The sequence below is a fragment of the Enterobacteriaceae endosymbiont of Donacia simplex genome (genome assembly GCF_012568645.1).
Taxonomy (GTDB): domain Bacteria; phylum Pseudomonadota; class Gammaproteobacteria; order Enterobacterales; family Enterobacteriaceae.
Genome location: NZ_CP046192.1, coordinates 1,981 through 15,858, shown reverse-complemented (window position 1 = coordinate 15,858; position 13,878 = coordinate 1,981). Strand labels below are relative to the sequence as shown.

Sequence of the window (13,878 nt, the reverse complement as noted above, 5' to 3'; positions counted from 1 at the left end):
ATTTTATTTATATTTTAATTTTTAAAATTATAAAAAAATTATTTTAAAATTCTAGGTACTCTTTTAGAAACAGAACACATTAATTCATAGCCAATAGTACCAGAAGATTTAGCAATATCGTCTATTTTAATATTTTCTCCCCATAATTCTACTGAACTACCTATTTTTGCTGCTGGAATATTTGTTAAATCTACTGCAATCATATCCATAGATACATTTCCTAATATTAATGTTTTAATACCTTTTACTAAAACATATGTTTTATTATTAATATTCCTCGGATAACCATCTGCATATCCACATGCAATAATACCTATTCTATGTTTTTTATTTGTATAATATTTGCAATTATATCCTATTGTCTCTCCTTGGGAGATTTTTTGTATAGATATTATTTTACTTTTTAATGTCATAACAGGTTTTATATTTTTTTTAGAAATATCCTTCCAATTACCAGTTGGCGATGCTCCATATAAAATAATTCCAGTTCTAATCCAATTATAATGACTATATGAATGCCATAGTATTGCTGCCGAATTAGCAAATGAACATGAAAAATTATAATAATTATGAATATTTTTTTTTATATTATTTATTTGTTTTTTTATAAAATTAGAATTTTTTGATGCATCAGAAAAATGTGTCATTAAAGTAATTTTACAAATATTAATTTGATTTTTAATAATATTAATTATTTGTGTAATATCTTTTACTGAAAATCCTAATCTATTCATTCCACTATTAATTTTAATATATATGTTAATAGGATATTTTGCTTTATATTTAATTAATTTATTAAGTTGCCATTTATTATGTAAAGTAATAGTTAGAAAATATTTATAAATTAAAGATAATTCTTCTTTATTAAAAAAACCTTCTAATAAAAGAATAGGTTTATTATAACCATTTTCTCTTAAAATTATAGCTTCATCTAATGTTAAAACGGCAAAACCATCAGTATCATTTTTAATAATAGGAAAAATATTTTTAATACCATGTCCATAAGCATCTGCTTTTAACACGGACCAAATTTTAGATTTATATGCAATATTTTTAATTATTTTAAAATTATTTTTTACAGCATTAGTATTAATAATAGCATAGATTGGTCTTATCATATATTAATCACTCTTTTAAAATAAAATTTTGAAATATTAAAATTAAAATAGAAAATTTTTTATTTATATATTTTATATATAAAAAATTATATTTTAATATAAAATTAATATAATTTTATATTTTAGTACAAATTAATATTTAACTTAAGAGAAGTTTATTATATAATTAATTATAGAGAACTGTAATATTTCTTAGAAAGGATCTTAATAATGATTACCAGTAAATTTGGTATTGGTCAACAAGTAAGACATAAATTATTAGGTTTTTTAGGAGTTATAGTTGATGTTGATCCTGAATATTCTTTAAGTGATCCTAAAATTGATGAAGTTGCAGAAAGTATAACATTACGTAGTAAACCATGGTACCATGTAGTAATGGAAGATGATAATGGACAACCAATACATACATATTTAGCAGAAGCACAATTATCAGGAGAACCATTAGAAAACGAACATCCAGAAAATTCATCATTAGATGAATTAGCAGATGCAATAAAAAAACAATTAATAACACCTAGATTAAGAAATTAATATAAATAATAGGGAAAAAATATTAATTATTATATACTATAAATTATAGTTTTATATCCCTATTATATATTAAATTTAATAAAATTTATTGCATTTTTAATATGAAATACAATTTTTTTTTTACCCATTAAATAAATTATATAATTAATAGGGGGGCTATTCTTTAATCCAGTAATAGCTACGCGTAAAGTCATAGCTACTTCTTTAAGAGATATATTTAATATAAATATTATTTTTTTTAAAACATTATTTATACTTTCTATAGACCATATGTTAATATTAACTAATTTTTTTTTAAATGTTTTTAAAATTTTTTTAGTTTTTATATTTAGATAATTTTTAATTAAAATAATATTTTTATAGTCTGGATTTTTATAAAAAATAAAAAATAGATTATTTATTTCATTTATTGAATTACATCTTTTATGAAAAATTTTATATAAATCTTTTAGTTTAGGTCCATTATTAACATTAATATTATTTGTAATACAAATTTTTTTTAAATAATTAATCATATCATCTTTTGATAATTTACTTAAATAATGTTTATTTAACCAATTTAATTTGTTTATATCAAAAATACTAGATGATTTATTTAAATTTTTTAAATTAAATAATTTTTTCATTTCTTCCTGTGAAAAAATTTCTTTATTTCCATAAGACCATCCTAAACGTAAAATATAATTTAATAAAGTAATTGCTAAATAACCATTTTTCTTATATTTTAAAATATCAAAATTATTATCTCTTTTAGAAATTTTTTTTCCTGATTTATCTGTAATTATAGATACATGGGTGTATATAGGAATATTTGCTCCAATAGCATTAATAATATGTATTTGTTTAGGAGTATTATTTATATGTTCTTCCCCTCTAATTATATTCGTAATTTTCATATCCCAATCATCTATTACTACACAAAAATTATAAGTAGGAATTCCATCTGTTCTTTGAATTATAAAATCATCTAATTCATTATTATTAAATTTTATTTTACCTCTAATTGTATCTATAAATGTAATATGTTTATTTTTAGGTATACGTAATCTTATTGTATAAGGTAATTTTTTATTATTTATTAATTTATTATTACGACAATTACCATTATATTTGATTTTTTCACCATGCATTATTTGTTTTTTTTTATTTTTTTCTAATTCTTGTTTAGAACAATAGCATTTATAAGCTTTTTTATTATGTAACATTTTACTAATAATACTATTATATCTATTTATTCTTTCACTTTGTAAATAAGGTCCTTCGTCCCAATCAATATTTAACCATTGTAAAGTATCAATAATATTTTTAATAAAAATTGTTTTTGATCTTTTAAAATCAGTATTTTCAATTCGCAATATAAATTTACCTTTATTTTTTCTTGCAAATAACCATGAATACAAAGCAGTACGAATATTTCCTATATGTAGATAACCAGTTGGACTGGGTGCAAATCTAGTTATTATTTTCATAATTTTAAAATTTTTTTATATAGATTAATAATTTTATATATAATATATAATATAAATTATTTTATTTTTATTTTAAACATTTTTAATAAAAAACATTGACATTATAGTATTAAAAAATATAGCATATAAGAGTTATGTTTTGGGTGATTAGCTCAGCTGGTAGAGTACCTCCCTTACAAGGAGGGAGTCGGCGGTTCAAATCCGTCATCACCCATAAAATTTATAAGTAATATATAAAAATATATATTTTGGGTCGTTAGCTCAGTTGGTAGAGCAGTTGACTTTTAATCAATTGGTCGCAGGTTCAAATCCTGCACGACCCAATAAATTATATTTTTTATAAAAATTTTAAATTTAAAATATTAATTAATTTTATAAATTAATTTATAACATATTATATATTAATAAATATTAATAAACTAATATTTAATTATTTACGTATTTTTATTATTAATAAAAAATAAATTTAATAAAATATTTTATTTATATATATTAATAAAAAATTTATAAATTTTTTATTAATATATATAAATAAAATATTAGATATTTGCTTATTTTTATAAGGTAAAATATTAAAATTTAAAAATTTTTGTAAAAATTTTACATATATTTTATTAATAAAATCTCATATATTTTATATTTTTGCGCCCTACAGGATTTGAACCTGTGACAAATAGCTTAGAAGGCTATTGCTCTATCCTACTGAGCTAAGGGCGCAAAATATATTATATGTAAGTAATGATATCACTATTACAATATAGATTCAAATTAATTAAATAAATTTTATTTGTTATTTTATTTTAAAATGAGTATGTAAAATGAATGCTGAAATTATTAATGGGAATATTATTGCTAATAAAATATATAATAAAATTAATCAAAAAATGGAAATAATTTTATTAAATAAAAAAAGAAAACCAGGTTTAGGAATTATTTTAATAGGTAATAATCCAGCTTCAGAAATTTATGTTAAAAATAAATTGAAAATTTGTAAAAAATTAGGATTTTTTTGTTATAAATATAGTTTGTCTAAAAATATTAGTGAAAAAAAAATAATTAATATTATTAATTTTTTAAATAAGAAAAAATTTATTGATGGTATTTTAATTCAGTTACCTTTACCTAAAAAAATTAATAAAATTAAAATTTTAGAGAAAATACATCCATTAAAAGATGTAGATGGGTTTCATCCTTATAATATAGGACGTTTATGTCAAAGAGTTCCTTTATTCCGTCCTTGTACTTCTTTAGGAATATTAGAAATATTAAAATATTATAATATTGATACATGTGGATTAAATGCAGTAATTGTTGGTGCTTCTAATATAGTTGGACGTCCAATGGCTATGGAATTATTATTAAATAAATGTACTATTACTATTACTCACCGCTTTACAAAAAATTTAAAACATTATATAAAATATGCAGATTTATTAATTGTAGCTGTTGGAAAACCTAATTTTATACCAGGAAATTGGATTAAGACTGGTTCAATTATAATTGATGTCGGGATTAACAGAATAAGTAAAAATAAAATAGTAGGTGATGTTGATTTTCAATTAGCTAAAAAAAGAGCTTCATATATTACACCTGTACCTGGAGGAGTAGGTCCTGTAACTGTAGCTACTTTAATGAAAAATATTTTATATGCTTATGAAAAGCATAATTTTTTATAAAAAAATTATGCTTAATATTTATAATAAAGTTAATTATTAAGCCGGATTCTGTCTAGAACAGTCATTTATCTAGAATAATAATCGCTTATTATTTCAAGCAGCTTACCCAGATTCATAGTACGGGTAAATACGAATCTTATTTAGCCTTGCTCCTGGTGGAGTTTACATTGACATATATTATTACTAATATATCGGTATGCTTTTACCATACCTTTTCACCCTTACCATATTTTTAAATATGGCGGTATTTTTTCTGTTGCACTATTCGTAAGTTTTAACTTCCCAGTAATTATCTGGCACCAATACCCTGCGGAGTCCGGACTTTCCTCTTTTATTAATTAATAAAAGCGACTGTTTTAATTAACTAAAGAATTATAGATTATATATCATAATAATAGTAATTAATATTTTTTTTTTATATAAAATTTATATAATAAATTTTTTTTAATAGAAAAAATATCAGAAGTTATTTGTATTGCTTTTTTTATTGATAATTCTTTTTTTAAATTTAAAAATGTTTTAATTATTTTAGGAGATATTTCATAATTATTTAATTTAGAATAATTATATCCACTAATAACTAATACTAATTCTCCTTTTATTCTATTTAAATCTAATTTAATCCATTTAATTAAATTAGATATATTATTTCCATATATATTTTCCCATTTTTTTGTTAATTCTTTAGCAAGAACTATATATCTTTCTTTCCCAAAAATTTTTTTTATATCATATAAACATTTTAATAATCTATGTGTTGATTCATAAATAATTAATGTTCTATTTTCTAATTTTAGTTCATTTAATCTTTGAATTCTTTTATTTTTTTTATGTGATAAAAATCCTTCATAACAAAATCTGTTTGTTGGTAATCCTGATATAGTTAATGCTAAAATAGCAGAACATGGTCCTGGAATAGGTATAATATTAATGTATTTTTGATTACATAATTTAACAATTCTATATCCAGGATCACTAATTAATGGTGTTCCTGAATCTGAAACTAATGCAATATTATATCCTTGTTTTATTTTTTTTAAAAAAATTTTTGAATTTTTTTTTTCATTATACTCATAATATGAATATAATTTTTTTTTTATTTTAAAATATTTTAATAATATTCCTGTTTTTCTAGTGTCTTCTGCTAAAATATAATCTACTTTATTTAAAATAATTAAAGCTCTTTTACTGATATCATCATAATTACCTATAGGAGTAGCAATAACATACAAATTACCTGATTTAAAGTCTTTATTTTTCATATTTTGAGTTAATTTATTATTTAAAATATTTACTTTAATTATTTGATAAAATGTATTAATATACAAGCTGTAATATATAGTTTTATAAATATAAAATGGAGGAATGGCCGAGAGGTTGAAGGCACCGGTCTTGAAAACCGGAAATAGGAAACTATTCGAGAGTTCGAATCTCTCTTCCTCCTATTAAAAGTTTTTTAAATTTAAATTAGTCATATAAATATGTATTTACATAAAAAAAAAAAAAATTTATGGAACGAAAAATTAGCAATAAAAATTTCTTCTTTAGAAAATATTATTTTAACTACCAATCATTGGAAAGTAATATATACGTTACGTTTTTTATATATAAAATATAATATACATCCTAATTTACGTATATTAATTAATACACTTAAAAAAAAACACAGAGAGGTATATTGGGATAGCATTATTCTTTTTAAATTATTTCCTCATGGTACTATAAAACAAGCTTCTAATATTGCTGGTTTACCAACAAGTAATATTTGTTTATAAAAATTATTTTTATACTAAATTTTCTTAAAAAAATATTTTTGACATTTATAATAAATTTTTTCTATATAAAAATATATAATTACCCAAATAAAACTATTTAAAATACTTTGTAAAAGTAATTCTAAATAATTAAAATTAATATCGTTTATATAATAAATAATACTATTTATAATAAATGTCACATATATTATAAATAATAATTTATTTATTATATGTAAATTTATTATAAATCTATAATTGTATGATATAAAATATGTTAATATACATAATAATAAACTATGTATTCCTAATATATAATTTGTAAAAAAGTCTATCATTAATCCTATAAAAAAACTTGAACTTACGTTAATAATATAAGGATATGTTATAATCCAATATATTAAAATTAATATTAACCATGATATATGTAATATAATATTATTATTTTTAATAAATAAAATTTGTAAAAATAATGATATTATAAAAGTTATATAAATAAATAATTTTAAAAAATAATTTTTCATATTTTATTCTAAATTTATTAATAATACTAAATATTTTATTTTTTCTATTTGTAAAAATGGTTTTATATATGCTATATTAAAATTTTTTCTTTTATCAAAAAATATCTTAGTAATTATACCTACTGGATAACCAATAGGATATTGTGTATCTAATCCAGATGTAATTAATATATCTCCTTTATGAAGATTAATATCTGTAGATATATATTCAGATTTTAAATTTTTTGTACATCCATTTCCATTAATTATGAATTTAATATCACTATTTTGTATTTGTACTGGTAAAAAGAAATTTTTATTACAAATTAATAAAACTTGACTACTTTTATTTTTACTTGATATTACTTGTCCAACAATACCTTGATTATTAAGTACTATTGTACCTGGTTTTATATTATCTTTTAATCCCTTATTAATAAATATTATATCTTTATTTATAGGAAAATAGATAGGTATTATTTCTGCTAAAATATTTTTTTTTTCTTTTAAAATAGGTAATTGTAAAATATTTCTTAAGTTGTCGTTATCATATTTAATTTTTTGTAAATTATATAATTTAATGTTTTGTTGTAAGATTTTATTGTTTAAATTTTTATTTTTTTTTTGTAAAATATCATTTTTTACAAAATAATCAAATGTATTTCTATATATATAGAATGGTTTATTTAAAATAAAATAAATTGGACTAATTTTATTATTAATATAGTATCTCAATTTTATAAAAAAATTTGAATATATATCTATAATTAAAATTATTATAGAAATAATAATAGTAATAATTATTCTTGATTTAAAAATAGGTTTTTTATTAAAAATTAATTTCATAAATATATTATCTTAAAATTATAATCTTATTCTTCACTAAATAAATCACCTCCATGTATATCAATCATATCTAAAGCTTTTCCTCCACCTCTTGCTACACAAGTTAATGGATCTTCTGCAATAGAAACTGGTATGCCTGTTTCTTCTATTAATAATTTATCAAAATTTTTTAATAACGCACCTCCACCTGTTAAAATCATACCTCTTTCCGCTATATCAGAAGCTAATTCTGGAGGACATTGTTCTAATGCAATCATTACAGCACTAACTATTCCCATTAAAGGTTCTTGAAGAGCTTCTAAAATTTCATTTGAATTTAGTGTAAATCCTCTTGGAACTCCTTCAGCTAAATTTCTTCCTCTTACTTCTATTTCTAATAATTCTTCTTCATTATTATAAGCTGACCCAATTCTATGTTTAATTTTTTCAGCTGTAGCTTCTCCAATTAAAGAACCATAATTACGTCTTACATGATTAATAATTGCTTCATCAAATCTGTCTCCACCTATTCTTACAGAAGAAGAATATACTACTCCATTAAGTGATATAACAGCAACTTCAGTAGTCCCACCTCCTATATCAATAACCATTGAACCTGTTGCTTCTGATACAGGCAATCCAGCACCAATTGCTGCTGCCATTGGTTCTTCTATTAAAAAAACTTCTCTAGCTCCAGCTCCTTGTGTTGATTCACGTATTGCTCTTCTTTCTACTTGAGTAGCCCCAACAGGAACACATACTAATACTCTAGGACTAGGTCTCATAAAACTATTACTATGTACTTGTTTAATAAAATGTTGTAACATTTTTTCAGTTATAAAAAAATCAGCGATAACTCCATCTTTCATAGGTCTAATTGCAGAAATATTTCCTGGTGTTCTTCCTAGCATTTTTTTTGCATTATATCCTACAGCCGCTACACTTTTAGGAAAACCTGCTTTATCTTGTCTAATTGCTACTACAGAAGGTTCATTTAAAACAATCCCCTGTCCTTTAACATAAATTAAAGTATTTGCTGTTCCTAAATCTATAGATAAATCATTAGAAAACATTCCCCGAAATTTTTTTAACATGATAAAAAAACCCGATTTTATATTTTATAGTTATTTTAATTAAATGTAATTTATTATATTCTTTTATTAATAAATAATAACATTATATTTATAATAAATATATTATTTATTTATAATAAATAATATATTTAAAAAAAATTTTATTTCCTTTATAGATTTAAAGTAAAATTATTATATACTAGTTTTAAATATATTTAATTAATTTAAGAAATGATTATGCATAAACAAGTAAAAAAAAAATATCATATTTTAGTGTTAAATGGTCCTAACTTAAATCTTTTAGGTATTAGAGAACCTGAAAAATATGGTAATAAATCTTTAAAAGATATTATTAATATTTTATTAAAAAAAGCAAAAAAAAAAAATTTTAAACTAAGTCATTTTCAGTCTAACGCAGAACATAAATTAATTAATTATTTAATAACATATAAAGATAGAGTTAATTATATTATTTTTAATCCTGGAGCTTTTACTCACACTAGTATTGCTTTACGTGATACTTTATTAGGGATTAATATTCCTTTTATAGAAGTACACATTACAAATATATATAAAAGAGAAATTTTTAGAAATAAATCTTTTTTTTCTGATATTTCTAATGGAATAATTTTAGGATTAGGGACATATGGTTATATTTTAGCATTAAAAATGATTTTTAAAAGATTATTAAACTAAAATTTTATTTAATAAAAAAATCATTTTAATTTTTTTATTTTTTTAAAATAAATATAAGGATTAATTTCTCCGTAATTATCTATAATTTTTACTTCTGGTTCTAACCAGATTCCAAATTTTTTTCCAACTGAATTATAAATTTTAATAGCTAAATTAAGTATATTCATACCTGATGCGTTATTAAATCTATTTAAAAGAATTAAACATTGTTTAGAATGAACCATTACTCCTTTTCTTATATATCCTTTAAAATTACACTTATTTATTAACCATCCTGCTGATAATTTAAAAAAATTATTTTCTAAAGAGTAAGGCATATTGGAAAACATTTTTAATAATTTTTTTCCTAATTTAGGAGAAATTATTGGATTTTTAAAAAAACTTCCTGCATTTCCATAAATTTTATGATAGGGAATTTTTTTTTTTCTAATATTACAAACATAATTAAAAATCTTTTTAGGAGTAGTATTAATATTAATATTATTTTTTAATTTTTTAAAATTAAAATAATTTAAATTTGGAACCCATTTTTTAGGCAGTAATAAACCTACAGAAATTATTATATAACTTTTATAACTATGTTGAAAAATACTATCTCTATATTTAAAATTACATTTTTCCTTATTAATTCTTTTAATGTTTTTATTAATTGGATTAATTATGTCTACATATGCACAAAAATTTTGTATACTAGAACCATAAGCACCAATATTTTGAATAGGTGCCGAGCCTACACGTCCAGGTATTAATGCTAAATTTTCTAAACCATAAATTTTATGTTTTATTGTAAATTTTACTAGTTTATGCCAATTTTCTCCAGAATTTATATGTAAATGCCAATATTTCTTAGATTCACTTATATAAATACCTTTTATTCTATTAATCATTACTAAACCACAAAAATTTTTTAAAAATAAAACATTACTTCCTTCTCCTATAATTAGACAAGGTTTTTTTTTCTGTTTATATTTTTTCCATAATTTACATAGTTGTGTTAAATCTTTAACTTTTACAACTTTGCTTGCATTAACATTTATGTTAAAAGTATTTAATTTTTTTAGTGAATATTTACAAAAAATCATTTTTTTATATATATTAATTCCTGGTATTTACCTACTCTTACATGAGGTAAACCTCACACTACCATTGGCACTACAACGTTTCACTTCTGAGTTCGGAATGGATTCAGGTGGTACCATTGCGTTATTTATACCAGGAATATTTAATTAAGTTATAAATAATTAATAATTAAATCTAAACGATTCTGGTGTTGTAAGGTTAAGACTCACGGGTGTTTATTAGTACTGGTTAGCTCAACATATTACTATGCTTACACATCCAGCCTATCAACGTCATAGTCTTTAACGTCCCTTAAGGAATTTTTGTAAATAATTAACAAAAATTCAGGGAAGATTAATCTTAAGATAAGTTTCGCGCTTATATGCTTTCAGCGCTTATCTTTTCCGTATTTAGCTACCGGGCAATGCTATTGGCATAACAACCCGAACACCAGAGATACGTTCACTCCGGTCCTCTCGTACTAGGAGCAAATTCTTTCAATCTTCCAACGCCCACGGCAGATAGGGACCGAACTGTCTCACGACGTTCTAAACCCAGCTCGCGTACCACTTTAAATGGCGAACAGCCATACCCTTGGGACCTACTACAGCCCCAGGATGTGATGAGCCGACATCGAGGTGCCAAACACCGCCGTCGATATGAACTCTTGGGCGGTATTAGCCTGTTATCCCCGGAGTACCTTTTATCCGTTGAGCGATGGCCTTATCATACAGGACCACCGGATCACTAAGACCTGCTTTCGCATCTGTTTGAATTGTCATTCTCACAGTTAAGCCAGCTTTTGCCTTTGTACTAACCTCACGATTTCCGACCGTGATTAGCTGACCTTAGTACTCCTCCGTTACTCTTTAGGAGGAGACCGCCCCAGTCAAACTACCTACCAGACACTGTCTCTGACCCGGATAACGGGCCAAGGTTAGAATAATAAATATTAAAGGGTGGTATTTCAAGAATGACTCCATATTAACTAGCGCTAATATTTCATTGTCTCCCACCTATCCTACACATTAATATTTATTATTCAATATCAAGCTATAGTAAAGGTTCACGGGGTCTTTCCGTCTTGCCGCGGGTATACTGCATCTTCACAGCAATTTCAATTTCACTGAGTCTCAGGTGGAGACAGTCTGACCATCATTACGCCATTCGTGCAGGTCGGAACTTACCCGACAAGGAATTTCGCTACCTTAGGACCGTTATAGTTACGGCCGCCGTTTACCGGGGCTTCGATCAAGAGCTTCTTATTAAAATAATAACTCCATCAATTAACCTTCCGGCACCGGGCAGGCGTCACACCGTATACGTCCACTTGCGTGTTTGCACAGTGCTGTGTTTTTAATAAACAGTTGCAGTCAGCTATTATCTTAGACTGATTTCAGCTTTGAAAGTAAATCTCTCTACCTACAATCAGTGTGCCTTCTCCCGAAGTTACGGCACTATTTTGCCTAGTTCCTTCACCTGAGTTCTCTCAAGCGCCTTAGTATTCTCTACCTGACTACCTGTGTCGGTTTAGAGTACGATTCAATATTATCTAGAGCTTAGAGGCTTTTCCTGTAAGCAGGGTATCAATTACTTAAATACAGTAAAGTATCTCGTTATTACGCCTCAATGTTTATAATTATTCGGATTTTCCTAAATAATTCATCTACACGCTTAAACCAAGACTACCATCACTTGGCTAATTTAACCTTCTTCGTCCCCCCTTCGCAATAATAATGAGTACAGGAATATTAACCTGTTGTCCATCGATTACGCTTTTCAGCCTCATCTTAGGTGTCGACTTACCCTACCTCGATTACCGTTGGATAGGAACCCTTAGTCTTTCGGCGAATAGGTTTTTCACCTATTTTATCGTTACTCATGTCAGCATTCGCACTTCTGATCTTTCCAACAAACTTCACAATTTATCTTCAACAATTTACAGAACGCTCCCCTACCCAATAAATAAATCTTTATTGTCGCAGCTTCGGTGTATAATTTAGCCCCGTTACATCTTCCGCGCAGGATGACTAGACCAGTGAGCTATTACGCTTTCTTTAAATGATGGCTGCTTCTAAGCCAACATCCTGGCTGTTTTTGCCTTCCCACTTCGTTTCCCACTTAATTATAACTTAGGGACCTTAGCTAGCGATCTGGGTTGTTTCCCTCTCCACAACGGACGTTAGCACCCGCTGTGTGTCTCCCGTGATAACATTATTCGGTATTTGAAGTTTGCATCGGATTGGTAAATCTGGAAGATTCCCTAACCGAAACAGAGCTCTACCCCCGAATATGAATTACACGAGGCGCTACCTAAATAGCTTTCGGGGAGAACCAGCTATCTCCCGGTTTGATTGGCCTTTCACCCCTAACCACAAGTCATCCGCTAATTTTTCAACATTAGTCGGTTCGGTCCTCCAGTAAGCATTACCAAACCTTCAACCTGCTCATGGTTAGATCACCGGGTTTCGGGTCTATATCTTGCAACTAAAACGCCCTTTTAAGACTCGGTTTCCCTACGGCTTCCTTATACAGTTAACCTTGCTACAAAATATAACTCGCTGACCCATTATACAAAAGGTACGCAGTCACACTTTTTTCAAAATGCTCCTACTGCTTGTACGTATATGATTTCAGGTTCTATTTCACTCCCCTAACCGGGGTTCTTTTCACCTTTCCCTCACGGTACTAGTTCACTATCGGTCAGTCAGTAGTATTTAGCCTTAGAGGATGATCCCCCTATATTCAAACAAGATTTCACGTGTCTCGTTTTACTCGTTGAGATTATAATTATTATATTTTAATATACGGGACTATCACCCTATATTGTATAACTTTCCAGTTATTTCTATTAACATAATAATTATATATATCTCTGGGCTTTTTCCTTTTCGCTCGCCACTACTAAGGAAATCTCTATTGATTTCTTTTCCTCAGGATACTTAGATGTTTCAGTTCTCCTGGTTTACTTCGTTATTCTATTTATTCAAACAACGATAATATATAATTATATATATTAGGTTTCCCCATTCGGATATCACCGACTAATAATGTTTTAAATCAACTTATCGATGCTTTTCGCAGATTAACACGTCCTTCATCGCCTCTGACTGCCAAGGCATCCGTCATATACGCTTATTTACTTAACCTTACAACCCACAATCGTTTAATAAA

11 protein-coding genes, 4 tRNA genes, 2 rRNA genes and 1 other RNA gene are annotated in these 13,878 nt (G+C 25.1%); 7 read left to right on the top strand and 11 right to left on the bottom strand.

Translation table 11 applies throughout. The features are described 5' to 3' along the window. Positions 1-38: 38 nt before the first annotated feature. Complete coding sequence (gene alr, locus GJU00_RS00100; RefSeq protein ID WP_168893300.1) at positions 39-1,118, bottom strand: alanine racemase; 1,080 nt, start codon at positions 1,116-1,118, stop codon at positions 39-41. Positions 1,119-1,328: 210 nt separating this feature from the next. On the opposite strand from alr, the gene hspQ reads away from it, so the two are divergent. Beyond that, complete coding sequence (gene hspQ, locus GJU00_RS00095) at positions 1,329-1,649, top strand: heat shock protein HspQ (protein WP_168893299.1); 321 nt, start codon at positions 1,329-1,331, stop codon at positions 1,647-1,649. Between the two features lie 62 nt (positions 1,650-1,711). Here the strand turns inward: hspQ and gltX are convergent, their stop codons facing one another. Continuing rightward, entirely contained in the window at positions 1,712-3,118 is a 1,407-nt protein-coding gene (gltX, locus tag GJU00_RS00090; protein WP_168893298.1) for a glutamate--tRNA ligase, read from the bottom strand. 141 nt (positions 3,119-3,259) lie between these two features. On the opposite strand from gltX, the gene GJU00_RS00085 reads away from it, so the two are divergent. Both GJU00_RS00085 and GJU00_RS00080 read left to right on the top strand, forming a co-directional pair. Next, a tRNA-Val gene (locus GJU00_RS00085) sits at positions 3,260-3,332 on the top strand. Between the two features lie 36 nt (positions 3,333-3,368). After that, a tRNA-Lys gene (locus GJU00_RS00080) sits at positions 3,369-3,441 on the top strand. A 320-nt stretch (positions 3,442-3,761) separates the two neighbouring features. On the opposite strand, the gene GJU00_RS00075 is transcribed toward GJU00_RS00080, so the two are convergent. Then, positions 3,762-3,835 (bottom strand) — tRNA-Arg (locus GJU00_RS00075). 101 nt (positions 3,836-3,936) lie between these two features. Here GJU00_RS00075 and folD point away from each other — a divergent pair. Next, positions 3,937-4,794, top strand: a complete 858-nt coding sequence (gene folD / locus GJU00_RS00070) for a bifunctional methylenetetrahydrofolate dehydrogenase/methenyltetrahydrofolate cyclohydrolase FolD (protein WP_168893297.1) — start codon at positions 3,937-3,939, stop codon at positions 4,792-4,794. 22 nt (positions 4,795-4,816) lie between these two features. On the opposite strand, the gene rnpB is transcribed toward folD, so the two are convergent. Together rnpB and rsmI are read right to left on the bottom strand one after the other, a co-directional pair. Next, positions 4,817-5,161: RNase P RNA component class A (gene rnpB, locus GJU00_RS00065), an RNA gene on the bottom strand. Between the two features lie 34 nt (positions 5,162-5,195). Continuing rightward, entirely contained in the window at positions 5,196-6,056 is an 861-nt protein-coding gene (rsmI, locus tag GJU00_RS00060; protein ID WP_168893296.1) for a 16S rRNA (cytidine(1402)-2'-O)-methyltransferase, read from the bottom strand. Between the two features lie 97 nt (positions 6,057-6,153). On the opposite strand from rsmI, the gene GJU00_RS00055 reads away from it, so the two are divergent. Beyond that, positions 6,154-6,238: transfer RNA gene (locus GJU00_RS00055), tRNA-Ser, on the top strand. Between the two features lie 37 nt (positions 6,239-6,275). Further along, on the top strand, positions 6,276-6,569 hold the full coding sequence (locus GJU00_RS00050) for a TusE/DsrC/DsvC family sulfur relay protein (RefSeq protein ID WP_168893295.1): 294 nt from the start codon (positions 6,276-6,278) through the stop codon (positions 6,567-6,569). Between the two features lie 14 nt (positions 6,570-6,583). Here GJU00_RS00050 and mreD read toward each other — a convergent pair whose 3' ends face one another. From mreD to GJU00_RS00035, 3 genes are read right to left on the bottom strand one after another with little or no spacing between them, the layout of a single operon-like run. Further along, positions 6,584-7,072 carry a rod shape-determining protein MreD gene (gene mreD, locus GJU00_RS00045; protein WP_168893294.1) on the bottom strand — a complete coding sequence of 163 codons (489 nt, stop codon included), beginning with the start codon at positions 7,070-7,072 and terminating at the stop codon, positions 6,584-6,586. A gap of 3 nt (positions 7,073-7,075) precedes the next feature. Further along, the gene (mreC, locus tag GJU00_RS00040) at positions 7,076-7,897 is read right to left on the bottom strand and encodes a rod shape-determining protein MreC (RefSeq protein WP_168893293.1); all 822 of its coding nucleotides are present in this window, start codon (positions 7,895-7,897) and stop codon (positions 7,076-7,078) included. Between the two features lie 26 nt (positions 7,898-7,923). Next, positions 7,924-8,970 (bottom strand): rod shape-determining protein, encoded by a 1,047-nt coding sequence (locus tag GJU00_RS00035; RefSeq protein WP_168893292.1) that lies wholly within the window; start codon positions 8,968-8,970, stop codon positions 7,924-7,926. A gap of 216 nt (positions 8,971-9,186) precedes the next feature. On the opposite strand from GJU00_RS00035, the gene aroQ reads away from it, so the two are divergent. Beyond that, positions 9,187-9,645 carry a type II 3-dehydroquinate dehydratase gene (gene aroQ, locus GJU00_RS00030; RefSeq protein ID WP_168893679.1) on the top strand — a complete coding sequence of 153 codons (459 nt, stop codon included), beginning with the start codon at positions 9,187-9,189 and terminating at the stop codon, positions 9,643-9,645. A gap of 20 nt (positions 9,646-9,665) precedes the next feature. On the opposite strand, the gene murB is transcribed toward aroQ, so the two are convergent. From murB to GJU00_RS00015, 3 genes are all read right to left on the bottom strand, one after another. Continuing rightward, positions 9,666-10,727, bottom strand: coding sequence for a UDP-N-acetylmuramate dehydrogenase (gene murB, locus GJU00_RS00025; RefSeq protein ID WP_168893291.1), 1,062 nt, complete (start codon positions 10,725-10,727; stop codon positions 9,666-9,668). 18 nt (positions 10,728-10,745) lie between these two features. Continuing rightward, positions 10,746-10,862 (bottom strand): 5S ribosomal RNA (gene rrf, locus GJU00_RS00020). A 57-nt stretch (positions 10,863-10,919) separates the two neighbouring features. Continuing rightward, positions 10,920-13,853, bottom strand: a 23S ribosomal RNA gene (locus GJU00_RS00015). Positions 13,854-13,878 lie beyond the last annotated feature (25 nt).

Coding starts and splice junctions, on each gene's coding strand:
- alr (WP_168893300.1), bottom strand. CDS start 1,118: ATGATAAGACCAATCTATGCTATTATTAATACTAATGCTGTAAAAAAT.
- hspQ (WP_168893299.1), top strand. CDS start 1,329: ATGATTACCAGTAAATTTGGTATTGGTCAACAAGTAAGACATAAATTA.
- gltX (WP_168893298.1), bottom strand. CDS start 3,118: ATGAAAATAATAACTAGATTTGCACCCAGTCCAACTGGTTATCTACAT.
- folD (WP_168893297.1), top strand. CDS start 3,937: ATGAATGCTGAAATTATTAATGGGAATATTATTGCTAATAAAATATAT.
- rsmI (WP_168893296.1), bottom strand. CDS start 6,056: ATGAAAAATAAAGACTTTAAATCAGGTAATTTGTATGTTATTGCTACT.
- GJU00_RS00050 (WP_168893295.1), top strand. CDS start 6,276: ATGTATTTACATAAAAAAAAAAAAAATTTATGGAACGAAAAATTAGCA.
- mreD (WP_168893294.1), bottom strand. CDS start 7,072: ATGAAAAATTATTTTTTAAAATTATTTATTTATATAACTTTTATAATA.
- mreC (WP_168893293.1), bottom strand. CDS start 7,897: ATGAAATTAATTTTTAATAAAAAACCTATTTTTAAATCAAGAATAATT.
- GJU00_RS00035 (WP_168893292.1), bottom strand. CDS start 8,970: ATGTTAAAAAAATTTCGGGGAATGTTTTCTAATGATTTATCTATAGAT.
- aroQ (WP_168893679.1), top strand. CDS start 9,187: ATGCATAAACAAGTAAAAAAAAAATATCATATTTTAGTGTTAAATGGT.
- murB (WP_168893291.1), bottom strand. CDS start 10,727: ATGATTTTTTGTAAATATTCACTAAAAAAATTAAATACTTTTAACATA.